A 24,311-nucleotide genomic window follows, 5' to 3' on the forward strand; every position below is an offset into this window, starting at 1 on the left:
CGTGCGCGTTGCGGGCGAACAACTGATTTAACGAAGTTTTCGAGACAATTTTTCGTGCGGTGACGTCAGCCGGCGGATTCCTTTGCAGCAGAACGGCTTTCGAGCAACTCTTGCGGGTCTGCACCGCCCAGGATGGCCAGCACGTCGCTGCCGTACTGCTCCAGCTTGCGCGCGCCGACGCCACTGATCGTCGCCAGGGCCGCCTCATCGGAGGGCGCATCCTCGGCGATCGCCGTGAGCGTCGCATCGGTGAAGACGACGTATGCCGGCACGCTGGCGTCGCGGGCGACCGCGAGCCGCCAGGTGCGCAGGCGCTCGAAGGTCGCCTCGTCGTAGGTGGGCGGGCAGTCGTCGCAACGACCGACCTTGCGCTGCGCGGCCGAGACGAGCTCGGCCCCGCACCCGCGGCAGTGCGCGAGCCGCGCGACCTTGGGCGCGGACCTCTTGGAGCCACCCGACTTGGCCTCGCTACGCGCGCCCTGCCCCAGGATGCCCGCGGCCGGGGCGAGGAACCGCGAGACGCGGCGGGTGGCGCGAGCACCCGGCGTGCGGGCCCCCGACCACGAGAGGAAGAGCTGTTTGCGGGCCCGGGTCAGGCCGACGTAGAGCAGGCGACGCTCCTCCTCGATGGCGTTGGGCCCCTCGGCCATCGAGATCGGCATGAGGCCGTCGGAGGCACCGACGAGGAACACGGAGTCCCACTCGAGGCCCTTGGCGGCGTGGAGGCTCGCGAGGGTGACGCCCTGGACGGCCGGCGCGTGCTGCTCGGCCGCACGGCGTTCGAGCTCGGCGACCAGCTCGGGCAGGCGCGCCTCTGGCGCTGCCGCCGCCATGTCGTCGGCGAGCGTGGCAAGGGCGGTGAGGGACTCCCAGCGCTCACGGGTGGCGCCACCGCCGGAGGGCGGCTCGTGCGACCAGCCGGCCCCGGTGATGACGTCGCGTGTGATCTCTCCCAGCGGCTTCTCGCCGTCGTCGCTGCGAGCGGCGCCCCGCAGCAGGAGCACGGCGTCGCGCACCTCCTTGCGCGCGAAGAACCGGTCGCCGCCGCGCACGAGGTAGGGCACGCCCACGTCGGTGAGCGCCGACTCGAACGCCTCGGACTGCGCGTTGGTGCGGAAGAGCACCGCGATCTCGCCGGCCAGGTGACCCGAGCCGACGAGGGCTCGGATGCGCTCGGCTACCCCGCTCGCCTCGGCGGGGTCGTCGGGATAGGACGTGAGCTGCGGGTCCGGCCCCGGCTCCCCCTGCGCCAGCAGCCGCACGGCCCCCTCGCGGGCGGCCTGCGTGCCCGACGCGACGATCGTGTTGGCCAGCCCCACGATCTGCGGAGTGGAGCGGTAGTTGCGCACCAGCCGGACGACCTGCGCCTTGGGGAACCTCTTGGAGAACCCGACGAGGTGCTTCGGGCTGGCACCGGTGAAGGAGTAGATCGTCTGGGCCGGGTCGCCGACGACGCACAGGTCGCTGCGCTCGCCGAGCCACTGGTCGAGGAGCCGCTGCTGGAGGTCGTTGACGTCCTGGTACTCGTCGACGACGAACTGGCGGTACTGGCCACGCACGGTGCGGGCGATGTCCTCGCGCTCGTCGAGGATGCCGACGGTGAGCAGCAGCACGTCCTCGAAGTCGATCACCCCACGACGTTGCTTGACGTCCTCGTAGGCCTCGAAGAGGCGCGCCATGGCCGTCAGGTCGAGACCCGGCGGCTCACGGCGCTGCTCACGGGCGCGGGCCGCGTACGACTGGGGTGTCAGCAGGTTGACCTTTGCCCACTCGACCTCGGCTGCGAGGTCGCGGATGGTCGTGCGGTCGAACTGCATGCGCAGCCGGCTCGCGGCCTCGGCGACGGCCGGCGCCTTGTGGCTCATCACCTCGGGGGCGGCACCGCCGATGGCCTGGGGCCAGAAGAAGTGCAGCTGGCGCAGTGCTGCAGCGTGGAACGTGCGCGCCTGCACCCCCTGGACCCCGAGCCCGCGCAGGCGCGTGCGCATCTCGCCGGCGGCGCGCGCGGTGAAGGTCAGCGCGAGCACACGCTGCGGCTGCTGCGCACCGGAGTGGACGGCATACGCGATGCGGTGGGTGATGGCACGGGTCTTGCCCGTGCCGGCACCCGCGAGGATGCACAGGGGCCCGGGCGGGGCGAGAGCGACCTCGCGCTGCTCGGGGTCGAGCCCCTCGAGGATCTGGTCGGCGGAGGCGGAGGTCAGGAGTGATCACCCTTCGCGATGGCGAGGGCCCGGGCGGCATGGTCGGGCACGTAGTTCTGGGTCTCCTGGGGAGGGCGCTCGTAGCCGCGCGGCGCGGGCCGGTCGGGAACGGCCGGCACGTCGGGGGTCATCGCGACGTGCGGGATGGAGCCCAGGAGGTGGTGCATGACGTTGACGCGCGAGCGTCGCTTGTCCTCGGACTCGACGACGTGCCACGGCGCCCACCCCGTGCTCGTGGCGGCCATCATGCGGTCCTTGGCCTCGGAGTAGTCCTCCCACCGGGTGATCGACTCGAGATCCATCGGCGAGAGCTTCCACTGACGCATCGGGTCCTTGGCCCGGGAGCGGAAACGGCGCTCCTGCTCGACGTCGGAGACGCTGAACCAGTACTTGCGCAGGATGATGCCGTCGTCGACGAGCATCCGCTCGAAGACCGGCGCCTGCTCGAGGAAGCGGGCGTACTGCTCGTCGGTGCAGAAGCCCATGACCCGCTCGACGCCGGCCCGGTTGTACCAGGACCGGTCGAACAGGACGATCTCGCCCGCGGCGGGCAGGTGGGCGATGTAGCGCTGGAAGTACCACTGCGTCTTCTCGCGGTCGGTGGGCGCCGGCAGGGCCGCGATGCGCGCGACGCGCGGGCTGAGGTACTCGGTGATGCGCTTGATCGCCGAGCCCTTGCCGGCGGCGTCACGCCCCTCGAAGACGACGACGACGCGCTGGCCCGTGGCCCGCACCCACTCCTGGAACTCGACGAGGCCGGCCTGCAGCCGCCGGACCTCCGCCTCGTAGACGGCGAGGTCCATCTTGCGGGGTCGCTTTGCGCCGTGCCGGGCCATGGGGTCATCCTTGCATCGAGGGACGACGCCCGCAGGAGCCGTCCCCAACCACCACCGGCGACGCCGGTCGCCACCAGCACGACGAATGGGAACCGATGCCCGAGCTCACCCAGGTCACGCCCGACGAGGGCTCGATCACGATGTTCACCACGACGTGGTGCGGCTACTGCACGCGGCTCAAGGGCCAGCTGTCGCGCGAAGGTGTCCCGTTCACCGAGATCGACCTCGAGGCGAACCCCGAGCACGTCGACTTCGTGGAGCAGGTGAACGCCGGCAACCGCACGGTGCCCACGGTCGTGTTCCCCGACGGCACCGCTGCGACCAACCCGTCACTCGCCGAGGTCAAGCAGCGCCTCGCCGGCTAGTCACCAACGCTGGTCACCAATGCCGTTCGCGACCGGCGGTCACCACCGGCGGCCGCCCTCGACGACCGACTCGACGGTCGAGCCCAGCCACCGCTCGATGATCCGCTTGGCGATCGAGATGCCGCTCGGGGTGCGGATCGCGTCGCTGCGCAGCAGGTCCCGGTACTCCTCCCGGGTGACCCACCGCGCCTCGGCCATCTCGACCTGGTCGATCGTCAGGTCGGTCTCCCGGGTCGTCGCCGCGAAGCCGATCATCACCGAGGAGGGGAACGGCCACGGCTGGTTGCCGAGGTAGCGAGCGGAGTCGATCGTGACCCCGACCTCCTCCGCGACCTCGCGGGCGACGGCCGCCTCGAACGACTCCCCCGGCTCGACGAAGCCGGCCAGGACGGAGAACCGGCCCTCCGGCCAGTGCGCCCCGCGGCCCAGCAGCAGCCGGTCGTCGGGGTCGACGACCGACATGATCACCGCTGGGTCGGTGCGCGGGTAGTGCTCGCTGCCGTCGCGCTCGCACCGTCGCACCCAGCCCGCCTCCACCGCCTCGGTCGGTGCACCGCAGCGGGGGCAGAAGCGGTGGGTCGAGTGCCAGTGCGCGAGGGCGAGCGCGGTGGTGAAGACGCCGGCGTCACGCGGTCCGAGAGCTTCTCCCGCCTGGCGCAGCGTGAGCCAGCCTCGAGCCTCGGGGCCGCGCCCGGTGGACGGCCCGTCCGAGGCCTGCTCGGCAGGCTCGTCCGGCGCCACGACGCCGACGTATGCCGTGCCGGCACCGTCGCGTCCGAGGTGGAGGGCCAGCCGCGTACGGTCGGCGGGCTCGGGGGCCCTGAGGACCAGCCCGAGCGAACCGTCGCCTGCGGCCCCGTCGCCGGGGGGTCCGTCGGGGCCGGCCACCCGCATGCGGTCTCCCCGCACCTCGGCGACGAGCGTTCCCGGATCGTCGAGCAGCTCGGCGATGACGTCGGGTCGTCGGCGCTCGAGGGCCACCCGGTCGAGCGAGCTGCGTGAGAGTGCCAGATCCGCCAGGGTCTCGTCGGTGAGGGCCACGCCGCCCACCCTAGGACGGCTCGCGGCCCGCACGTGAGCGGCCCTGCCCGGGCGCTGCCTCCCACGCTCGGCGGCTCGTTCGACTTACCGTGGACGCGTGACCCGCAGCCCCCTCTTCCTGGCCGCCCTGGCGAGTTCGGCCGTGCCGGGCCTCGACCCGGTCACGGTGGAGGGCACGGCGACCCGGCCCGGCGACCTCTTCGAGATCGCCTACGTCCAGGACAGCCAGGACCGTCGGTGGGTGGTCAAGTGCCCGGCCACGCCGGCTGCCGGAGCCATGCTCGACGACATCGCGGCCCTGTCGGGCCTGCTCGGGCGTCGGCTCGACGTGGCCATGCCGATGGTGCGCGGCTTCGCGCCCGTGCCCGAGGGCCGCGCGGCCGTGTACCTGCGCGTGCCCGGGAGGCCTTTGGACTTCGCCGGCCTGCAGCCGGGCCGGCTCGCGGCCGAGGTCGGGCGCACCCTCGCGCACATCCACAACGTCGAGCACCTGCTCTTCGAGGAGGCCGGGCGGCCGACGTACGACGCCGAGGCGCACCGGCGTCGCCAGCTCTCCGAGCTCGACCGTGCGGCGGCCACCGGTCACGTGCCCACGGGGCTGCTGACACGGTGGGAGCACGCCCTCGAGGACGTGTCGCTGTGGCGCTTCGCGCCGAGCGCGGTCCACGGGACCTTCACCGGGGCCAACGTCCTTGCGTCGTTCGACGACGAGGACGACTCGGCCACCGGTCGTGTGCGCGGCGTCCTCGCCTGGGAGGAGAGCCGCATCGGCGATCCCGCCGACGACTTCGCCGAGCTCACCAGGGTCGCGTCGCCCGAAACGCTGGACGCCGTGCTCGAGGCCTACTCGCAGTCACGCGTGGAGCGCCCCGACGTCCACCTCGTGCGGCGCGCCCGCCTCGCCGCCGAGATGGCGCCGCTCCGCTCCCTGCTCCACGCCCTCGCCTCGGGTCGGCTCGAGGTGGTCGAGCGGACGGCCGACGAGCTGCGAGCCCTGGACACGCAGGTCGAGGCCGACGACCGCCGCCACGCTCAGGAGGACGCCGAGCGCAGCGAGCGCACCCGGGCGGCGCGCGAGCGCGCCGAGGCGGTGCTCGACCCCGACGACCCGGAACGCCCCGAGCCGGCATGGGATGCCACGCAGCCGCACACGCCTTTCCCAATGCTCGGCGAGACCCAGGCCATCTCGACGACCGACCTGCTCGACGACGAGCCCCGCGAGGCGCCTCTCGGCGAGACCCAGGCCATTTCGACGACCCACCCGCTCGACGACGAGCCCCGCGAGGCGCCACTCGGCGAGACCCAGGCCATCTCGACGACCGACCTGCTCGACGACGAGCCCCGCGAGGCGTCGTCCGACGCCACTCCGGGCCACCCCACCAGCGAGGCGCCGGCAGCGCCTGAGCTCGTTCCAGAGCTCGAGGAGTCCCAACCCGTGCCACTGGTCGCGCCGCACGCCGGTGACGCGTTCGAGATCGACGAGGTGGAGGCGCTTCCCGATGGGGTGGGCGACCTGCACGAGGGCGCCTCGGACTTCGTCCCGGTCTCGCACCGGTCGCGACCTGGCGAGGACCGCCGCGCCTGACCCGCGACCACCGCCTGGCGTGGGTCAGGCCGGGAGCGTGCGCAGCAGCGCGACGAGGTCGGCCTCGCTCGGGACGTCGGGTCGCACGGTGACCCCTTCGGCCGCGTAGTAGAACGCCGCGTCCACGTCGCCGGGGTCCACGCCACGCAGCCTGGCGAAGGCGACGGCATACGCGGCGAGCTGCAGCGTGCGCACGCGGGCGTCCTGGCCCGTGGGACGTGCGCCGGTCTTCCAGTCGACGACGGTCCAGCCGCCGTCGTCGCGGGCGAAGACGGCGTCGATGCGACCTCGCACGGCGATGCCGTCGATGATCGTCTCGATGGACAGCTCGATCTCGTCGGGCACGCGGTCGGCCCACTCGCTCGCCAGGAAGTGCTCCTTCATGACGTCGAGATCGGTGTCGTCGGACGCTCCCTCGTCGGCGCTGCCGGGCAGGTCGAGCAGGTCGACCATGGCCGCGCGGGAGTAGTGCTCCTCGATCCAGGCGTGGAACGCGGTGCCCTGGCGGGCAGCGACGGCAGGCGCGCTCGGCATCGGACGACGCAGGTTCATCGCGAAGGCCTGGGCGTCGCGTGCCAGCGACACGACCGCGGAGGCCGACAGGTGGCGGGGCACGTCGACCACTGGCTCACCGCGCGATCGTCGGGCGGCCTGCTCGGCGAGGAGCAGACGCAGGTCGTCGAGGCGTGGGTCTGCCGGCGGCGCATCGCCCGATCGCACGGCCTCGGCCAGCCTCTCGACGACTCCGGCCAGAGCGGCACGGCGGTGCCCCATCGGGTCGTGTGGCCAGATCGCCGAGACCGGGTCGACGAGGTAGGGGTTGCTCGGTGCGACGGCGCGGCCCTTGGAGTCCGCGACGGGCTCGGGTGCGGGATGCCACACCTGTTGCGTGACCGCGTCGCCGAGAGTGTCGCGGATCTCGAGGAGGAAGCGGCTGGGCACCGAGAGGGTCTTCTTCGTCGCGCCCCAGACGTGGGTGGTCAGCAGCACCTCGGTGCGCGCGCGTGTGACTGCGACGTAGGCCAGCCGGCGCTCCTCGGCGACGGCGTGCCGACCGCCGGCCAGGGCGAACTCCTCGACGGCCACGCCGAGCTGCTTGCGGTCGGGGATGCTGCGCCAGTCGAGGTGCGGGAGTCCGTCGCGGTCGCCCCGCAGGTCGTAGGGCAACGAGTCGAGCCCGACGAGCCACCCCTTGTCCTTGGGCGTGCCGGAGCAGGCGTACTCGGGCGGATCGGAGTCGTCGACGAGCGACACCGAGGTGGAGGCGTGGTCGGGGAACGCCCCCTCGACGAGCGCGGGGACGGCGACGACGTCCCACTCGAGGCCCTTGGAGGCGTGGACCGTGAGCACCTGGACCGCGTCGGCATCGGACTCGGTGTGACCGGCGTCGAGCCCCCGCTCCTGCTCACGGGCGGCCTCGAGCCACGCGAGGAACCCGCTCAGGGTGGGACGGTCGGCGCTCGTCGCGTAGCGCGCGGCCACGTCGGCGAAGGCGTCGAGGTGCACGCGTGCCGTCGACGCGGTGTGCTCGTGGCGGGCCAGCACCTCGATGTCGAGACCGAGCGCGACCTCGGCCTCGGCGACGAGGTCGACGAGCGGCAGCGCCGTGAGTCGCCGGAGCCGGCGCACCACCTCTGACAGGCCGTGCAGGCGACGCATCGCCTCTGCGCTGATGCGGGCACCGTCGTGGGCGACCCAGCCGGTACGGGGCAGCTCGTCGAGGGCCTCGACGAGCGTGGCCGTGTCGGCGCTGTCGGTGGCGAGGTCGCTCCCCCGGCGGTCGTCGTCGGACCGCTCGCGGTCGGATGGCTCGCGGTCGGATGGCTCGCGGTCGGATGGCTCGCTGTCGGAGGGCTGGACGCCGCCGGACGGCACGCCGCTGTCGGTCCGCTCGCCTGTGTGGGAGGCCGGTGCGGAAGGTCCCGGGCCGGCAGGGCGGCCGTGCAGGTCACGCGCCCAGGCCCAGAGGCCGGCGAGGTCGGCTGCCCCGAGACGCACGACGGGGCCGGTGAGCAGGCGCATGAGCTGGTCGCCGCGGGTGGGGTCCTGGACGACCCAGAGCGCAGCGACGAGGTCGCTCACCTCGGGCGTCACGAGAAGGCCGCCGAGGCCCACCACCTCGACGGGCAGGTCTGCCGCGCGGAGCGCCTCGATGACGAGCGGGAAGGACGAGCGGCGTCGGCACAGCACGGCCGCGGAGCGCCCGGTGCGCCGGCCGCTCGGCGAACGCCACCGCTCGGCCACCCACCGCGCGACGTGCGCCGCCTCGGCCTCGGCGGACTCGAGCCGGTCGATGGTGACGGAGCCCGGCCCGGCCCCCGGTCGTGCGGTGAGCGGCTGCACGTGCGCCGTCGCCAGGGGCGCGGCGGTGACGTTGGCAGCAGCGAGGATGAGCTCGTCGTTGCGCCAGCTCGTCGACAGCGGCAGCACGTCGGCCGGGCCGCCCGGCCCGGCGAACTCGGACGGGAACCGCAGCAGTGTGGTCGCGCTCGCGCCGCGCCAGCCATAGATCGACTGGTTGGGGTCGCCGACAGCGGTCAGGGCCACGGCGGGGTCGTGGAAGAGGCTGCGCAGGAGGGTCAGCTGGGCCTCGGAGGTGTCCTGGAACTCGTCGAGGAGCACCGCCGTGAAGCGGTCACGCTCGATCTGCCCCACCTGCGGCATGGTCGACGCGAGGCGGGCCGCGAGCGCGATCTGATCGGCGAAGTCGAGCGACTCGCGGGACCGCTTGAGCTCGAGGAAGGCCTCGACGATCGGCAGCACGAGCCGGCGCTCGCGCAGGACCCCGATCACCTCCTTGGCGGGCGTCAGGCTCCCCTTGCCGTCGCCGTCGGGGAGGCCATCGAGACGTTCCAGCACGTCGTCGAGGTGCGCCGTCACCTCGGCCGGCGTGCGCACGTGCTCGGCCATCTCACCCGCGAGCGACATGACGGCGTCGATGATGTTGCCCTCGGACCGCGTCATGCCGTCCATCGGCCCGTCCCACCGCGAGACGGACTCGGCGGCGAGCTGCCACGCGCCCGCCTCAGTGAGCACTCTGAACTCCGGCTCGATGCCGACCCGGAGGGCGTGCTCGCGCACGAGCCGGCCGGCATACGAGTGGTAGGTGGAGACGGTCGGCGTGCCGCCGAGCACCTCGGCGCCGGTGCCGTCGTCGGCGGGTGGGGTCCAGAGGCCTGCTCGCTCGAGGCCGCGGAGGCGCTTGCCGATGCGGGCGGAGAGCTCGGCGGCAGCCTTGCGCGTGAAGGTGAGCCCGAGCACCTGGTCGGGGGTGACGAGGTCGTTGGCGACGAGCCACACGACGCGCGCGGCCATCGTCTCGGTCTTGCCCGAGCCGGCGCCCGCGACGACGAGGAGCGGCCCGGGGCCGGCCTCGATGACGGCTGCCTGCTCTGGTGTGGGTGGCGGCAGCTGGAGGGCGACCGCGATGTCGCGCGGAGAGTGGCGGATCGAGGTCGTGGGGCGGTCGAGGGTCTCGGTCACAGCGCGTCTCCCTCCGGCTGCACCGGGCAGGAGGACTTCACCGGGCAGGTGCGGCAGGTGCTCTGCGAGGCGGTGAAGGTCGCGGCGCCCATGCCGTCGGCGGTGGACTCGACGAGGGCCCGCGCCCACGTGGGGTCGGGCACGCTGGCCACGGGCTCCTGGGTCATCACCGACGGCTTCAGGCCCGAGAGCCCGCCCTTGCCGATGAAGACGAGGGCCGCACCGGCGCTGTGCTCGCCGAGGTCGGAGAAGCCCCCCTCCTCGACGGCGACCTGGTAGGCGCCGAGCTGCCCGTGCTCGGCGAGCTCGGCCTTGGTCGGCTTGCTGGTGCCGGTCTTGAGGTCGACGATGCGTAGGCCGCCGTCGCGGTCGCGCTCGATGCGGTCGACCCGACCCCCGACGACGGCACGGCCGACCTGCACCCGGAACGGGGTCTCGACCCCGACCCGCTCGCGCTCGCGCTCGGCGACGTCGCGGTAGGCGACGAAGCGCGCGACCATGTCGTGCGCCTCGCTGCGCGTGCGGTCGGTGACCCAGCCCTGGGGCAGCCCGAGGCGGCCCCAGCGGTGGTCGACCTCGGCGTCGAGCACCTCCCGGGTCGCGTCTGGCTGCTCCGCGACGATGTCGTGGACGAAGGTGCCCACCGACGCCGCGCCCAGCCTCACGCCCTCGCCACCCATGGCGGTGAGGAACCAGCGCAGCCCGCACTCGTTGAAGTAGGTGACCTTGGAGGGCGAGACGTGCACGGGCTCGTCAGCGGGTCGGACCGCATGGTCGCTCGTCGCGTCGCGCAGGGCCCACCAGGTCGCCGGGTCGGCCCCACGCACGCCCTCGCGCGCCGCGGCGGCAAGCAGGGCGAGGGCACGCTCGGCCACGGCCGGGTCGCGGCTGGTGACCTCGCGACGCAGCTCACCGACGAGGCCCGGGAGGGTCATCGTGCGACCGACCTCGCTGTGAGGGCGCACCTCGTCGGCGAGGCGGGTGCTGGCCGGCGGGTCGACGAGGTCGAGGTAGACCGACGGCTGCTCGTCCTCGTTGCCGACGGCGGTCACGAGGAGGCGCTCGGTGGCGCGGGTGACGGCGACGAGGAAGAGGCGCGTCTCGTCGTAGCGCACGGCGGCCTGGGCCGCGCGGAAGCCGACCGGCCGCTGCGCGACGACGTCGACGAGGTCTTCGGACCCGAGCACCGAGCCGCGCAGGCGAAGGTCGGGCCACACGCCTTCCTGCACCCCCGCGACAACGACGATGCGCCACTGGCGACCGGCCGCCGTCTGCGGGGTGACGAGCGAGACCCGGCCGCCGGACTGGCCGCCGACGAGCAGGGTGTCGCCCGGGACGTCCTGGCCCTGGATGTGCTCGAGGAACGTGTCGGGCCCCGCGGTCGGGAGCCGGTCGACGAAGGCGCCGGCGGCGTCGAAGAGGGCGAGCACGGCGTCGAGGTCGCGGTCGGCGCGCTCCCCCGTCGAGCCGCCGGCGAGGGCCGCTCGCCGCCACCCTTCCGCGACGGCGGCGCCCTGCCAGATCGCCCAGAGCACCGACTCGGCATTGACGCCGCCGGCCCAGCGACCGTCGTCGCCGAGGCGCGCCGCGGCTGCTCCGGCCGCGAGGGCAGCGGCCACGCGGGCCGCCGGGCGGGCGACGCCGCCCATCAGCGTGGCCCGCGGTGCGTCGAGGAGCAGCCCGGCGAGCAGCTCGTCGCTGGAGCGGCCCCCACCCGAGGCCAGCTCGTCGTGACGCAGGAGGCGGCGCAGGCGACGTAGCCCCACGGTGTCGGCGCCGCCGATGGGTGACACCACGAGGTCGGCGGCTCGCACCGGGTCGATGACGTGCTGCTCACCCCGGTGCTCGCCCCGGGCGACCTCGAGGCTCTCGGCGAGGAGGTGCAGCAGGGGACGGACCGCGCTCTCGTCGCGCACCGGGGTCTCGGCGCTGCCGGCCTGCACCGGCACCCCCGCCTGCCCGAGCAGCCGCCGCATGGTGTCGGCGCGGGCCGACCCGCGCACGACGACGGCCATGTCGGTCCACGGCACGCCCTCGACGAGGTGCGCCCGGCGCAGCAGTGTGGCGACGTGGGCGGTCTCCTGGGCGGCCGACCGGAGGAGGGCCACCTCGACAGTGCACCGCCCGGAATCGGACGAGGCCGGCGCGAGCCGCCTCTGCTCGCCGCCGCCGAGCGCCCCGATGCGCCGCGACACCCGGTCGGCGACCTCGGCGAGCGCCGGACCGAGACGGTGGCTGCGGTCGAGCACGATCGTCTCGGCGCCCCGGTGCGCGCTGCGACCGGGCAGCACGTCAGGCTCGATGAAGTCGAGCAGCGTGGGCTCGTCACCCACGGAAAAAGGGCTGCGTCGGGAGTCGCCGAGGTCGTTCCACCCGCTCGCGAGGAACCGGGGGTCGGCGCCGCGGAAGGTCTGGACCGCGACGTCGGGGTCGCCGAGCAGCACGATGCGTGGGCCCCCGCGCGCCACGACACCCAGCAGCCGGGCGGCGGCGGAGGTCAGCTCCTGGGCCTCGTCGACGACGACGAGGCCGACGCGCTCGTGCAGCCGGTCGAGGGCGGACGGGTCGTCCTCGAGCAGCTCGGCCGCGGCCGTGAGCACCCAGGCGGGGTCGTAGGAGCCGTGCCGGCTGAACGAAGTCACCTGGTCGTACTCGCGGAGCACCTGCGCGGCCGCCACCCACTCGGGGCGGTCGTGCTCGACCCCGAGGCGGGCGAGGTCGTCGGGACCGAGGCCGTGCTCGACGGTGCGCATCAGCAGGTCGCGCAGCTCGTTGCGGAACCCGCGGGTGCGCAGGGCATCGCCCAGGGCGGCCGGCCACTTGGGTCCGGGCACCTCGCCCGACGCGTGTCCGGCGAGCAGGTCGCGCAGGATGACGTCCTGCTCGGGGCCGTTGAGCAGCCGCGGCGCGGGCTGGCCGTGCAGGGCCGCCTCGGCCCGGAGGATGCCGAACCCGAACGCCTGCCAGGTGCGGGCGAGGGACTCGGTGGAGGTGCCGTCGAGACGGGCCGTGACCTGCTGGCGCAGGCTCGCGGCCGCGCTGCGGCTGGATGTCAGCATCAGGCACGCGTCGGCCCGCAACCCGTGCCGGCGCACCCCGTCGACGACGAGCTCGACGGCGAGGGTCGACTTGCCCGAGCCGGGCCCACCGAGCACCCGGAGCACCCGGGCGCCGGAGTCGAGCGCCGCCTGCTGCCGTTCGTCGAGCCGCACCGCCGCGGACACCGGGGCGGGAGCTCGACGGAGGATGACCACCCGCAGATTCCATCACGGGCCGCCGACAGGGGCACGGCACCCCGCGAGGACGACGCATGACGACGCATGACGACGCAGGGCCCGGACGGCATACGCCCGGGCCCTGCGTGTCAGTGCGTCAGGCCGTCACTTCTTCACGTCGAAGCGGTCGGCCTCCATGACCTGCGACCAGGCGGCGACGAAGTCGCGGACGAACTTCTCCTTGGCGTCGTCGCTCGCGTAGACCTCGGCAAGAGCGCGCAGCTCGGAGTTGCTGCCGAAGACGAGGTCGACCCGGCTGCCCTTCCAGGTCTGCTCACCGGCGGCGTTGGTCGCGGTGAACTCGTCGGCGGACTCGGAGGTGGCCTTCCACGTGGTGCCCAGCTCGAGCAGGTTGACGAAGAAGTCGTTCGTCAACGTGCCCGGACGGTCGGTGAGGACGCCGACGGTCGACCCGCCCGTGTTCGCCCCGAGCACGCGCAGGCCGCCGACGAGGACCGTCATCTGCGGGGCCGAGAGCCCGAGCAGGTTGGCCTTGTCGAGCAGCAGGTACTCGGCGGGCACGCGACCGGCCTTGCCGAGGTAGTTGCGGAAGCCGTCGTACTTCGGCTCGAGGTAACCGAACGACTCGACGTCGGTCTGCTCCTGCGAGGCGTCCACGCGGCCCGCACGGAACGGCACCTCGACGGTGACGCCACCTGCGGCTGCGGCCTGCTCGACCGCCACGTTGCCGGCGAGGACGATGAGGTCGGCGAGGGAGACCTTGCGGTCGGACGAGCCGTTGAAGTCGGCCTGGATGCCCTCGAGGGCGCGCAGCACCGTGGCGAGCTCGGCCGGATCGTTGGCGTCCCAGCCGGTCTGCGGCTCGAGGCGCACGCGGGCGCCGTTGGCGCCGCCGCGCTTGTCGCTGCTGCGGAACGTCGAGGCCGAGGCCCAGGCAGCCTTGACGAGCTGGGCCGTGGAGAGGCCGGCGTCAGCGATCTTCGCCTTGAGGGCGGTGACGTCGTCGGCGGTGACCGGCTCGCCCTCGGCCGTGGGCAGCGGGTCCTGCCAGAGCAGCTCCTCCTGCGGCACCTCGGGGCCGAGGTAGCGCTCGATCGGGCCCATGTCGCGGTGGGTCAGCTTGAACCAGGCGCGGGCGAACGCGTCGGCGAACTCGGCGGGGTTCTCGTGGAAGCGACGCGAGATCTTCTCGTATGCCGGGTCGACCCGCAGCGCGAGGTCGGTCGTCAGCATCGTGGGAAGACGCTTCGCGCCACCCTCGTCGGGTGCCGGGATGGTCGCCTCGGCGTCCTTGGCGACCCACTGGTTCGCTCCGGCCGGGCTGGCGCTGAGCTCCCACTCGTTGCCGAACAGCACGTCGAAGAAGGTGTTGTCCCACTGGGTCGGGGTGGGCGTCCAGGTGACCTCGAGGCCGGACGTGATGGCGTCCTTGCCCTTGCCGGAGGCGTAGGCGTTCTTCCAGCCGAGGCCCTGCTCCTCGAGCGGGGCGCCCTCGGGCTCGGGGCCGACGTTCTCCAGCGGGTCGGCGGCACCGTGGGTCTTGCCGAAGGTGTGGCCGCCGGCGATGAGGGCCACGGTCTCCTCGTCGTTCATCGCCATGCGGGCGAACGTCTCGCGGATGTCGCGGGCCGAGCTCAGCGGGTCCGGGTTGCCGTTGGGGCCCTCGGGGTTGACGTAGATCAGGCCCATCTGGACGGCGGCGAGGGGGTTCTCGAGGTCGCGGTCACCGGTGTAGCGCTCGTCGCCGAGCCACTCGGTCTCGGGACCCCAGTAGACGTCCTCGTCGGGCTCCCACACGTCGGGGCGGCCGCCGGCGAAGCCGAACGTCTCGAAGCCCATCGACTCGAGGGCGACGTTGCCGGTGAGCACGATGAGGTCGGCCCACGAGAGGTTCTGGCCGTACTTCTTCTTGACCGGCCACAGCAGGCGGCGGGCCTTGTCGAGGTTGCCGTTGTCGGGCCAGGAGTTGAGGGGGGCGAAGCGCTGCTGGCCGGCACCCGCGCCGCCTCGGCCGTCCTGCACGCGGTAGGTGCCGGCGCTGTGCCACGCCATGCGGATCATGAAGGGGCCGTAGTGGCCGAAGTCGGCGGGCCACCAGTCCTGCGAGTCGGTGAGCACGGCGGCGATGTCGGCCTTGACCGCGGCGAGGTCGAGGCTGTTGAACGCGGCGGTGTAGTCGAAGTCCTCACCGAGCGGGTTGGCCACGGCGGGGTTCTTCGCCAAGATCTTGAGGTTGAGCTGGTTCGGCCACCACTGGCGGTTGGTGCCGCCCGCTGCGGGGACGGTCTCCTTGTCATGGCCGAACGGGCAGGACGCGGCCTGCGGCTCGTTCATCTCTCCGACTTCGGCGTTCTGGGGAACGGTCTGCTCTTCGGGCTTCACGTCAGACACGGGGTCGTCCTTCTCTTTCGGTGGCGGGGTGCGGTGGTCAGCTCTGGCTGGGATGGCTCGGTGGGGTGCGCCGGCACACGTCAGGAGGCCGCAGCGGCGGCGCAGCCGGGGCAGGTGCCCCAATACGTCACCTCCGCCTGCTCGATGACGAAGCCGTGGTCGTCGGAGGCCGTGAGGCAGGGGGTGTCTCCGACAGCGCAGTCGACGTCGGCGATGGTTCCGCAGGAGCGGCACACGACGTGGTGGTGGTTGTCGCCGACGCGCACCTCGTAGCGCGCGACCGAGCCGGCGGGCTGGATGCGGCGCAGCAGGCCGGCGTCGGTGAGCGCGCGGAGCACGTCGTAGACGGCCTGGTGCGAGATGTCGCCCGCGGACTCGCGGACCCGGCGGATCACCGAGTCGGTGTCGGCGTGAGGGTGGTCGCTGAGCACCTCGAGGATGGCGACGCGCTGGCGGGTCACGCGCAGGCTCGAGTTGCGCAGCAGCGCTTCGACGTCGGTCCGGGGCATGACCGGAGTCTTTCGGGTTTTCTTGAACAAATCAAGTCTTATCGATGACGTCGGGATGACGCTCCGCCGCTCGGCGGCGGCGCCCCCTGCTCGTACGATGCGCGGGAGGCGACGGGCGGCACCGCCCGCCTCGTCGCGAGACCACATCGCACATCCGGGGGCTGCGCATGGCACCAGAGAACGGCGTTCGGGAGTCCCCACCGCGCCGCCTGGTCGCATGGGCCTGGCCGAGCCATCCGGCGACGTGGCGCGAGCTGCCGGCGCGGCTGCGACCCACGCTGGGCACGGTGTTCCGGCTGACCGCTGCAGCGGTGGCCGCCTACGTGCTCTCCCAGGTCATCACCCCCGGCACCCCCGACCTGACCGGTCCTCTCACGGCACTCCTCGTCGTGCAGGCGTCGGCCTTCTCGACGATCAAGATGGGCGCCGTCCGCGTCGGGGCGGTGCTCTCCGGCATCCTCGTCGCCACCCTGCTGTCCACCTGGATCGGCCTGACGTGGTGGAGCCTCGGCGCAGCCATCGCCGCGTCCCTGCTGCTGGCCAAGGTGCTGCGCCTCGGCGAGCAGGCGCTCGAGACCCCGATCAGCGCCATGCTGATCCTCGGGGTCAGCAACCACGACATCGCCTCCGAGACACGGATCGTCAACACCCTCATCGGTGCCGCCGTCGGGGTGGCCTTCAACGTCGTCTACCCACCGGCCATGCCCATCGGTCAGGCGAGACAGGCGCTGCTGAGGGTGGTCGAGGCAGCAGCCGCCGCGCTCGACCACGCCGCCGAGGCCCTCGATAGGGGCCCGGTCGACCGCGAGCAGGTCGCGGCCTGGATCGACCGGGTCCGGTCGGCGAACCGCGAGGTCGCCCGGGCCACGGAGACGATCGGCCACCTGAGGGAGAGCCGTCGCTTCAACCCACGGGCCCTGGGCACGGTCGACGTCGAGCCCGTGCTGGCGTCGGCCCTCGACACCTTCGAGCAGTGCCTGCTCGCCATCCGCGCCCTCTTCACCGTGCTGCTCGCGGAGCTGCCGCCCGAGAGCACGCCCGACGACCCCTACGGCGACGAGCTGCGCTCGGCCTTCGCCGTCGTCCTGCACGACAGTGCCGACTGCCTGCGGGCGTTCGGGGGCTTCGTCGTCGCCGAGTCCGAGGGGCGGGAGCAGGACACCGAGCAGGCGCTGGCGGAGAGCCTCGACATCCTCCGCGAGACCCAGGCCATCCTCACCGAGCTGATCCTCGTGCGAGCCAGGGAGGACACCTCCTCCTGGCTGCTGCGTGGCTCCATCCTCGCAGCGGTCGAGCAGGTGCTGGCGCGGCTCGACCTCGAGGACCGGGCTCGCGTGCACCAGCAGTGGAAGGAGGAGCAGCAGCGTCGTCCGCTGGCGCAGCTGCCCCGGATCGTCCACGACGCCCTCCCACACCCCGACCGCCCCTACCCCCGCGGGCTCCGGCCGGGACGGCGGCGCGACCGACCCGGCCGGTGACGACCGAGGTCGTGCGAGCCGGCCTGAGAGACCTACTCGTCGGAGGCGACGAGCTCGACCTCGAACCCCTCGCCGCTCTCGAGGTAGGCGGCGTAGTGCTGCGGGCCCCCGGCATACGGGTGCCGGTCTGCGAACATCAGGCTCCATCCGCCGTCACCACAGGCGTCGACCAACGCGTCGACCTCTGCCCGCGAACCGCCATGGAAGGCAAGGTGGTTCAGTCCCGCACGCGTGCGCTCATGGCGGCCCGCCACGACGTCCGGGCCGGCCTCGAGCACGAGGTAGAGCGACCCGAGCTCCCACGCCTGGCCGTGCCCCCAGTCGTCGCCGAGGTGGTAGCCGAGGCGGCCGAGCAGCCACCCCCACTCGCGGCCGGCGGCGGCGATGTCATCGACCCAGATCTCCACGTGGTGGAGGCCGCCGCGCGGGCCCGGCGCGGCGGGCCCGCTGGCCGTTCCACCGAAGTCCCACCGCGCCCGGTCCATGTCGGCCCGTCCGCCGTCGACGAGACCGCGCACCATGGGCGTGCTCTCGGCGCGCCAGTGCTCGACCGCCTCGGCCTCGAGGCCCTGCGGCGGCCGGCCGTCGGAGCGGATGACGCGCCACCAGGGGACGTCTGAGCCGTAGCGGCTCATCACCGTGCCGACCGTCCGGGGACCCATGCCGCCAAGGCGTTTCGCGATGTCGCCGTAGGCGAGCACCCGCCCTTCGGGAATCGTCGCGACGAGGTCGAGCACGCGCTCGGCGTGGTCCTCCAGCGGCACGGGCGTCCTCTCGCTGTCGGTGCAGATGGCGTACGCGGGTGGCTCAGTACTCCGGTTGGCTCGGGTCGATCTCCCGCAGGTACGCGAGTATGCCGCCCTCGACGTTGGCAACGTCGGTCAGCCCCGCGCGCAGCGCGAGCCTGGTCGCCTCGGCAGAGCGAGCACCCACCTTGCAGTGGATGAGCACCCTTCTGCCGGAAGGCAGCTCGTCGAACGCCGCACCCGATCGGAACAGGTCGAGATGGATCGGGACCGCGCCGGGGATGCTCGCGATGGCTCGCTCCTCGGCGCCGCGGACGTCGACCAGCAGCGGGGGGTCGACCGCGTCGAGCTCGGCGGCCATCTCTCGCACCGTGACGGTGGGCAGGTCGCCCTCGTCGTGCTCAGCGGCGCCCGGCACGCCACAGAACTCGACGTAGTCGATGAGCTCGGTGACCGTGGGCGACTCACCACACACCGGGCACTCGGGGTCGGCGCGGACGGTCAGCGTGTCCCACGTCTGGCGCAGCGCGTCGTGCACCATGAGCCGACCGACGAGCGGCTCACCGATGCCGAGCAGCAGCTTGATCGCCTCGGTCGACTGGACCGACCCGATGGCGGCGCACAGGACGCCGAGCACGCCGCCCTCGGCGCAGCTGGGCACCGACCCCGGAGGCGGCGGGTCGGGGAAGACGCAGCGGTAGCAGGGCCCGCGCCCCGCCCACCACACCGACACCTGGCCGTCGAAGCGCAGGATCGATCCCCAGACGTGCGGCTTGCCGAGCATGACGCACGCGTCGTTGACGAGGTAGCGGGTCGGAAAGTTGTCGGTGCCGTCGACGACGAGGTCGTAGCCGCCGATGATCTCGAGCGCGTTGGACGAGTCGAGCGCCACGTCGTGACGCACGACGGCGACGTGCGGGTTGACGCGGTGGACGGCGGCCTCGGCCGACTCGGTCTTGAGCCGGCCGATGTCGGCGTCGGAGTGGATGACCTGGCGGTGGAGGTTCGTGAGGTCGACGACGTCGGCGTCGACGACGCCGATGGTGCCCACCCCGGCGGCCGCGAGGTAGAGCAGGGCGGGCGAACCCAGACCACCCGCGCCGACCACCAGCACCCGCGCCGCCGAGAGGCGCTCCTGTCCGTCGCGACCCACGTCGGGCAGGAGCACGTGCCGCGCGTACCTCGTCGTCTCCGCCCTGGACAGCGGACGACCCGTCTTGACCAGCGGATCCGTCGACATGCCATCACCGTACTGCTCGGTATGGTGAGACAGACACGGTCGTCCGCCTCGGCGGTCGGCGAGCAGGCACCAGCGACACGCAGAGATGCGAAGGGGATCCGCATGGCAGATGAGATGACCCCGCCGGGCCGCGGCCAGCGGCTGCCCCGATCGGAGCGGCGTGCCCAGCTGCTCGACGCTGCACTCGGGGTGTTCGTCGAGAACGGCTACCACGCAGCCGCGATGGACGACATCGCCGCACGCGCCGGGGTCTCCAAGCCGGTGCTGTACCAGCACTTCCCGGGCAAGCTCGAGCTCTACCTGGCCCTGATCGACCAGCACACGGGCGAGCTCGAGCAGCTGGTCCGCGACGCCCTGACGCTGCCCGACAACAAGGCGCGCATCAACACGATGACCCGCGCCTACTTCGACTTCGTCGGTCAGGAGGGCGCGGCGTTCCGACTCATCTTCGAGTCCGACCTCGCCAACGAGCCCGAGGTCCGCAGGCGCCTCGACCAGATCGACCTCACGTGCGCCGAGGCGATGGCCGAGATCATCCGCAGCGAGACGTCGATGGACCAGGAGGAGGCCGTCCTCGTCGGCGTGGCCTTCGTCGGGCTGGCCCAGACGTCGGCGCGCCACTGGCTGACGCACGAGGCGAACCTCTCCCGCGAGACGGCGGTGCGCATCACCGCGGCCCTCATCCGCCGAGGCTTCGGCGCCTTCCCTGCCGTCGGCAAGGCCGAGGCGAGGCCCGACGCGACGAGCGACGCCGACAGGCCGAGCGACTCGGTCCGGGAATCCGTCGGCACCACGGCTGGTTAAGGTGACGACGGGACGCGGTCCAACGCGTCCACACGAACTGAGAAAGCAGGTTTGACGTGGAGGTCCGCATCGGCGTGCAGAACGTGGCACGCGAGATCACCTTCGAGACGACGCAGTCGACCGACGAGATCTTCACCGCCGTCAAGGCGGCGCTGGGATCCGACGTGCTCGAGCTGACCGACGACAAGGGCGGACGCATCATCGTCCCGTCCGCGTCGATCGGCTACGTCACGACCGGGGCAGAGAAGAAGGCGGGTGTGGGCTTCGGCGCCCACTGACCCGAACAGCGCTTCACGAGCAGCACACTCCCTCAAGGGATCCGGCTCCACGCCGGACGTGCCGAGGCCGTCGACCGCGAGGTCGGCGGCCTTCTGCGTCCCCTCTCGGACGCCCGCCCTTCAGATGGCGGCTCCGCGTGGGACATCCCGACGACCCGGGTAAGGGGTTGGATGAGAGCGAGCCGGGTCCACCGGTCGCCGCCGCCCGCGTGCCGGGCACCGAAGGAGGAACGCGAAGTCATGATCGGAACCATCCTGATGGCCCTCGTCGCGGGAGCGATCGTGGGGCCGCTCGCCCGGCTCGTCCTGCCGGGCAAGCAGAACATGGGTGTCCTGCTCACCGTCATCCTCGGGGCCCTCGGGTCCCTCATCGGCGCCTTCATCTACTACAAGGCGACGGGTGTCAGTGACACCAAGGGGATCGACTGGATCTCGGGCCTGATCGGCGTCGTCGTGGCGGCCGCGCTCATCGTCGGCTACGGGATGGTCACGGGAAACCGCCAGACGCGCTGAAGCGCAAATGTGACAGCCACATCCACCACTCCAGTCCCAAGCAGTGAGACATTGAGGTCGTTGCACGAATCGTCCGCAACCCGCGGACCAGTGGGTCACCATCTGGTGGCCAGAAGGAGCTGTGACACATGATCGGCACCATCATCGGAGCAATCATCGTCGGCGCCATCATCGGCGCACTCGGTCGGCTCATCCTGCCCGGCAAGCAGAACATCTCGATCGTCGTGACGATCCTCATCGGCATCGTCGCCAACGTCATCGTCACCCTCGTGGTGCGCCAGATCGGCTACGCCAACAACGGCGGCATCGCGTGGATCCCGCTCATCCTCGGGGCCATCGTGGCGGCGATCCTGATCGTCGTCTACGGCCGAGTCACCAGCAAGTCCGTCTGACACGCAACAGCACGCGAAGGGGCCCGCCGCATTGGTCGGGCCCCTTCGTCGTACGCCGCCCCCCGGACCCGGCGGGACGGCATACGCCCCCTCAGGCCGAGAGGCCGAGGCTGCCCATGCGGCGTGAGTGCTCGTCGGTGAGCCGGGCGAACATGCGACCGAGCTCGGCGAGGTCTGCACCGGCGCGTCCGGGCGCCCCCACGAGGATGCTCGCCAGCGCGTCACGCTCGACGCCCACCCGCTGCGCCTGGGTGATCGCCTCGCCGACGAGCCTTCGGCCCCAGAGCGCCAGCCGTCCGGCGAGCCGGGGGTCGGCGGCGATCGCCTCGCGCACGACCGTGACCGCGAACTCCGCCTGCCCGGTGTCCTCGAGGACGCTCACCACGAGCGACCGGGTGTCCTGGTCGACGTAGCGCGAGATCTCGCGGTAGAAGTCCTGGGCGATGCCCTCGCCCACGTACGCCTTGACGAGCCCTTCCAGCCAGTCCGAGGCGCTCGTGCGCTCGTGGAAGGCGTCGACCGCAGGCACGAACGGCTCCATCGCCGTCTCGGGCTCGACACCGAGCGACTGGAGTCGCTCGGTGAGGATCGAGTAGTTCCTCAGCTCGTGGGCGGCCAGGGTCGCCAGGGCCGACTTGTGGCGCAGGGTCGGGGCCATCTCGGCGTCCTTCGCGAGCTGGCTGAAGGCACGCAGCTCGCCGTAGGCGAGCGCGCCGAGCAGGTCGGTGACCGCCGCGAGGTAGCCGGGCTCGTCCGTGCGTTCGGGCGTCGCGTCGTCACTCATGCGCCCAATGTAGTGATTGGTTTCCGGCCTTTTGCCCCTGTGCCGGTAGAGTGAGCGGGACAACTCGGTGCCCGGTCGGCCCGATGGTTTGCCCAGATGGTGCTCGCGGACTCCCCGCGCACCGGTGGAGCCCGCCCAGATGCGAGAGCCACCCGCCGTCCCTGACAGTCTCCGATCGGCCCGTCACGCGCCACTGAGCTCCCGCCTCGACGGGGTGCTCGTGCCGATCGAGAGATGCCCATGACCCAGCCCCACGAGACCCCCGCCGACGCGGAGGTCACCACGGACGCGCCCGAGACGATCGTCGATGCGTCCCCCGAGACCACGGCCGAGGTCCTCGCCGAGGCCCCCGCCGAGCCGGCTGCCCCGGCGCCGTCGTTCGCCGACTTCGACGTCCACCCCGACATCGTGGCCGCCCTGGCCGAGGCCGGCATCACGACGCCGTTCCCGATCCAGGCGATGACCCTGCCCGTGGCCCTGTCCGGCCACGACATCATCGGCCAGGCCAAGACCGGCACCGGCAAGACCCTCGGCTTCGGCGTGCCGATCCTCAACCGCGTCGTGGCCCCCGGCGACCAGGGCTTCGACGCAATGACGCGCCCCGGCAAGCCCCAGGCCCTTGCCGTGGCCCCCACCCGCGAGCTCGCCGTGCAGGTTGCCGGCGACCTCGAGCGGGCCGGAAGGAAGCGCGGCATCCGCGTGCTCACCGTCTACGGCGGCCGCGCCTACGAGCCGCAGATCGAGGCCCTCAAGGCCGGTGTCGAGGTCGTCGTCGGCACCCCCGGCCGCCTCATCGACCTGTCGAAGCAGGGCCACCTCGACCTCTCGCAGGCCCGCACCGTCGTGCTCGACGAGGCCGACGAGATGCTCGACCTCGGCTTCCTGCCCGACGTCGAGACGCTCATGTCGCTCACGCCCGCGTCGCGCCAGACGATGCTCTTCTCGGCCACGATGCCGGGTGCGATCGTGGCGCTCGCGCGCCGCTACATGTCGCAGCCGACGCACATCCGCGCGATGGGCGACGAGAACGAGAACGCCCACACCGTCAAGGCGGTCGAGCAGTTCGTCTACCGCGCGCACGCCATGGACAAGGTCGAGATGCTCTCGCGCATGCTCCAGGCGAAGGACCGCGGGCTCACCATCATCTTCAGCCGCACGAAGCGGACCGCCGCCAAGGTGTCCGACGAGCTGGTCGAGCGCGGGTTCGCCGCGGCCGCGATCCACGGCGACCTCGGCCAGGGGGCCCGCGAGCAGGCCCTCCGCGCGTTCCGCAATGGCAAGGTCGACATCCTCGTCGCCACCGACGTCGCGGCCCGCGGCATCGACGTCGAGAACGTCACGCACGTCATCAACTACCAGTGCCCCGAGGACGAGAAGACCTACCTTCACCGCATCGGCCGCACGGCCCGCGCCGGCAACACGGGTGTCGCGGTGACCTTCGTCGACTGGGACGACCTGCACCGCTGGGCGCTGATCAACAAGACGCTCGACCTCGGCATCCCCGAGCCGCAGGAGACGTACTCGAGCTCTGACCACCTCTACTCCGACCTCGACATCCCGACGGACGCCAAGGGCCACCTGCGGCGGTCGCAGCAGAAGCTCGCCGGCCTCGACGCCGAGGAGATCGAGGATCTCGGCGAGACCGGCAAGCGCCACGGCCGCGGGACCGGCTCCGGCCGCGGTGGCGAGCGCGGTGGCGACCGTCGCGACCGTGGCGGGCGCGGTGGCGACCGTAGCGACCGCGGCGGGCGTGGTGGCGACCGCAGCGACCGCGGCGGGCGTGGTGGCGACCGCAGCGACCGCGGCGGCTCGCGCTCGGGTGATCGCGGCGAGCCCCAGGGCTCCGCCGAGGAGGCGACAGGTGATGCGTCGGAGACCGGCGACAGCCGGCCGCGCCGCAGCCGCAACCGTCGGCGTACTCGTGGCGCCGGCGCCGCTGCCGCCGGCGCTGCCGGCGCCGAAGGCACCGAGTCGTCAGCCCCCACGGGCGGCCCGGACGAGTCGACCTTGGGCGAGGGCCAGTCGCGCCCGCCGCGCCGGCGTCGCCGCCGTGGCGGTTCGGGCCGCACGGGCGAGACCGCGCCGGCCACGGCCGATGCCGGAACCGACTGAGGTCGTCCCGACCAGCTGACCGAGGGCCGCGTCCACCACCCGGTGGCCGCGGCCCTCGTCGTTCCCTGCGGACTCTCGCGACCCCCGACCGCGTCGGAAACCGGGCACTCGACCAACCCGCACCATCGAGTGCCCAACTTCCTACGCCGGAGGCTCGTCGGGAAGTGAAGCTCCTATGTCAATGGTCAGGCGGCGGCTGCTGGTTTCAGGGGGTGGTCGGGGTTGGCGTGATGGCGGACGTGGTCCTCTGTCATGGCGTGGAAGATGACGTCGATGAGGTGACGTTTCAGGACCCGGAGGGCGCCTTTGCGGGT

At 72.5% G+C, this 24,311-nt stretch carries 18 protein-coding genes; 8 read left to right on the forward strand and 10 right to left on the reverse strand.

The annotated features are described in order from the left end of the window. Window positions 1-65: 65 nt before the first annotated feature. Window positions 66-2,180 (reverse strand): ATP-dependent DNA helicase UvrD2, encoded by a 2,115-nt coding sequence (locus tag AB4091_RS11740; RefSeq protein ID WP_442291947.1) that lies wholly within the window; start codon window positions 2,178-2,180, stop codon window positions 66-68. 20 nt (window positions 2,181-2,200) lie between these two features. Next, window positions 2,201-3,040: a polyphosphate kinase 2 gene (gene ppk2, locus AB4091_RS11745; protein WP_442291921.1), complete on the reverse strand. Its 840-nt coding sequence runs from the start codon at window positions 3,038-3,040 to the stop codon at window positions 2,201-2,203. Window positions 3,041-3,135: 95 nt separating this feature from the next. On the opposite strand from ppk2, the gene AB4091_RS11750 reads away from it, so the two are divergent. Continuing rightward, a complete protein-coding gene (locus tag AB4091_RS11750; RefSeq protein WP_442291922.1) occupies window positions 3,136-3,405 on the forward strand; it encodes a mycoredoxin in 270 nt (89 codons plus the stop codon). Window positions 3,406-3,444: 39 nt separating this feature from the next. Here AB4091_RS11750 and nudC read toward each other — a convergent pair whose 3' ends face one another. Beyond that, window positions 3,445-4,446, reverse strand: coding sequence for an NAD(+) diphosphatase (nudC, locus tag AB4091_RS11755; RefSeq protein WP_442291923.1), 1,002 nt, complete (start codon window positions 4,444-4,446; stop codon window positions 3,445-3,447). Between the two features lie 97 nt (window positions 4,447-4,543). Here nudC and AB4091_RS11760 point away from each other — a divergent pair, with 97 nt between their 5' ends. Next, window positions 4,544-6,031 (forward strand): phosphotransferase, encoded by a 1,488-nt coding sequence (locus AB4091_RS11760; RefSeq protein WP_442291924.1) that lies wholly within the window; start codon window positions 4,544-4,546, stop codon window positions 6,029-6,031. Window positions 6,032-6,055: 24 nt separating this feature from the next. Here AB4091_RS11760 and AB4091_RS11765 read toward each other — a convergent pair whose 3' ends face one another. The 4 genes from AB4091_RS11765 to AB4091_RS11780 all read right to left on the reverse strand — a co-directional run bounded on the left by AB4091_RS11765 (window position 6,056) and on the right by AB4091_RS11780 (window position 15,650). Next, window positions 6,056-9,514: an ATP-dependent helicase gene (locus AB4091_RS11765; protein ID WP_442291925.1), complete on the reverse strand. Its 3,459-nt coding sequence runs from the start codon at window positions 9,512-9,514 to the stop codon at window positions 6,056-6,058. Continuing rightward, on the reverse strand, window positions 9,511-12,768 hold the full coding sequence (locus AB4091_RS11770) for an ATP-dependent helicase (RefSeq protein ID WP_442291926.1): 3,258 nt from the start codon (window positions 12,766-12,768) through the stop codon (window positions 9,511-9,513). The genes AB4091_RS11765 and AB4091_RS11770 overlap by 4 nt, the downstream gene beginning before the upstream one ends. A 126-nt stretch (window positions 12,769-12,894) precedes the next feature. Continuing rightward, a complete protein-coding gene (gene katG, locus AB4091_RS11775) occupies window positions 12,895-15,084 on the reverse strand; it encodes a catalase/peroxidase HPI (RefSeq protein ID WP_442291948.1) in 2,190 nt (729 codons plus the stop codon). 137 nt (window positions 15,085-15,221) lie between these two features. Then, on the reverse strand, window positions 15,222-15,650 hold the full coding sequence (locus tag AB4091_RS11780) for a Fur family transcriptional regulator (protein WP_442291927.1): 429 nt from the start codon (window positions 15,648-15,650) through the stop codon (window positions 15,222-15,224). Window positions 15,651-15,817: 167 nt separating this feature from the next. On the opposite strand from AB4091_RS11780, the gene AB4091_RS11785 reads away from it, so the two are divergent. Further along, window positions 15,818-17,128 carry an FUSC family protein gene (locus AB4091_RS11785; protein ID WP_442291928.1) on the forward strand — a complete coding sequence of 437 codons (1,311 nt, stop codon included), beginning with the start codon at window positions 15,818-15,820 and terminating at the stop codon, window positions 17,126-17,128. Between the two features lie 32 nt (window positions 17,129-17,160). Here the strand turns inward: AB4091_RS11785 and AB4091_RS11790 are convergent, their stop codons facing one another. Together AB4091_RS11790 and moeB are read right to left on the reverse strand one after the other, a co-directional pair. Beyond that, window positions 17,161-17,892, reverse strand: a complete 732-nt coding sequence (locus AB4091_RS11790) for an MGMT family protein (protein WP_442291929.1) — start codon at window positions 17,890-17,892, stop codon at window positions 17,161-17,163. A 43-nt stretch (window positions 17,893-17,935) separates the two neighbouring features. After that, window positions 17,936-19,114: a molybdopterin-synthase adenylyltransferase MoeB gene (gene moeB, locus AB4091_RS11795; RefSeq protein WP_442291930.1), complete on the reverse strand. Its 1,179-nt coding sequence runs from the start codon at window positions 19,112-19,114 to the stop codon at window positions 17,936-17,938. Between the two features lie 102 nt (window positions 19,115-19,216). Between moeB and AB4091_RS11800 the strand changes: the two genes are divergently transcribed. The 4 genes from AB4091_RS11800 to AB4091_RS11815 all read left to right on the forward strand — a co-directional run bounded on the left by AB4091_RS11800 (window position 19,217) and on the right by AB4091_RS11815 (window position 21,101). Beyond that, on the forward strand, window positions 19,217-19,918 hold the full coding sequence (locus AB4091_RS11800) for a TetR/AcrR family transcriptional regulator (protein ID WP_442291931.1): 702 nt from the start codon (window positions 19,217-19,219) through the stop codon (window positions 19,916-19,918). Window positions 19,919-19,974: 56 nt separating this feature from the next. Beyond that, entirely contained in the window at window positions 19,975-20,196 is a 222-nt protein-coding gene (locus AB4091_RS11805; RefSeq protein ID WP_442291932.1) for a DUF3107 domain-containing protein, read from the forward strand. A 240-nt stretch (window positions 20,197-20,436) separates the two neighbouring features. Beyond that, on the forward strand, window positions 20,437-20,709 hold the full coding sequence (locus AB4091_RS11810; RefSeq protein WP_386050416.1) for a GlsB/YeaQ/YmgE family stress response membrane protein: 273 nt from the start codon (window positions 20,437-20,439) through the stop codon (window positions 20,707-20,709). Window positions 20,710-20,837: 128 nt separating this feature from the next. Next, a complete protein-coding gene (locus AB4091_RS11815) occupies window positions 20,838-21,101 on the forward strand; it encodes a GlsB/YeaQ/YmgE family stress response membrane protein (RefSeq protein WP_442291933.1) in 264 nt (87 codons plus the stop codon). Between the two features lie 91 nt (window positions 21,102-21,192). On the opposite strand, the gene AB4091_RS11820 is transcribed toward AB4091_RS11815, so the two are convergent. Continuing rightward, the gene (locus tag AB4091_RS11820; protein WP_442291934.1) at window positions 21,193-21,885 is read right to left on the reverse strand and encodes a ferritin-like fold-containing protein; all 693 of its coding nucleotides are present in this window, start codon (window positions 21,883-21,885) and stop codon (window positions 21,193-21,195) included. 240 nt (window positions 21,886-22,125) lie between these two features. Here AB4091_RS11820 and AB4091_RS11825 point away from each other — a divergent pair, with 240 nt between their 5' ends. Further along, window positions 22,126-23,997: a DEAD/DEAH box helicase gene (locus AB4091_RS11825; protein ID WP_442291935.1), complete on the forward strand. Its 1,872-nt coding sequence runs from the start codon at window positions 22,126-22,128 to the stop codon at window positions 23,995-23,997. Window positions 23,998-24,311 lie beyond the last annotated feature (314 nt).

Origin of the sequence: Terrabacter sp. 2RAF25, from assembly GCF_052115265.1 — a bacterium.
Lineage (GTDB): Bacteria > Actinomycetota > Actinomycetes > Actinomycetales > Dermatophilaceae > Terrabacter.

What these genes read in the sequence shown, in the direction of transcription:
- AB4091_RS11780 (WP_442291927.1), bottom strand. Translation starts at nt 15,650, where the DNA reads ATGCCCCGGACCGACGTCGAAGCGCTGCTGCGCAACTCGAGCCTGCGC.
- AB4091_RS11785 (WP_442291928.1), top strand. Translation starts at nt 15,818, where the DNA reads ATGGCACCAGAGAACGGCGTTCGGGAGTCCCCACCGCGCCGCCTGGTC.
- katG (WP_442291948.1), bottom strand. Translation starts at nt 15,084, where the DNA reads ATGAACGAGCCGCAGGCCGCGTCCTGCCCGTTCGGCCATGACAAGGAG.
- moeB (WP_442291930.1), bottom strand. Translation starts at nt 19,114, where the DNA reads ATGTCGACGGATCCGCTGGTCAAGACGGGTCGTCCGCTGTCCAGGGCG.
- AB4091_RS11815 (WP_442291933.1), top strand. Translation starts at nt 20,838, where the DNA reads ATGATCGGCACCATCATCGGAGCAATCATCGTCGGCGCCATCATCGGC.
- AB4091_RS11810 (WP_386050416.1), top strand. Translation starts at nt 20,437, where the DNA reads ATGATCGGAACCATCCTGATGGCCCTCGTCGCGGGAGCGATCGTGGGG.
- AB4091_RS11750 (WP_442291922.1), top strand. Translation starts at nt 3,136, where the DNA reads ATGCCCGAGCTCACCCAGGTCACGCCCGACGAGGGCTCGATCACGATG.
- AB4091_RS11825 (WP_442291935.1), top strand. Translation starts at nt 22,126, where the DNA reads ATGACCCAGCCCCACGAGACCCCCGCCGACGCGGAGGTCACCACGGAC.
- ppk2 (WP_442291921.1), bottom strand. Translation starts at nt 3,040, where the DNA reads ATGGCCCGGCACGGCGCAAAGCGACCCCGCAAGATGGACCTCGCCGTC.
- AB4091_RS11800 (WP_442291931.1), top strand. Translation starts at nt 19,217, where the DNA reads ATGGCAGATGAGATGACCCCGCCGGGCCGCGGCCAGCGGCTGCCCCGA.
- AB4091_RS11820 (WP_442291934.1), bottom strand. Translation starts at nt 21,885, where the DNA reads ATGAGTGACGACGCGACGCCCGAACGCACGGACGAGCCCGGCTACCTC.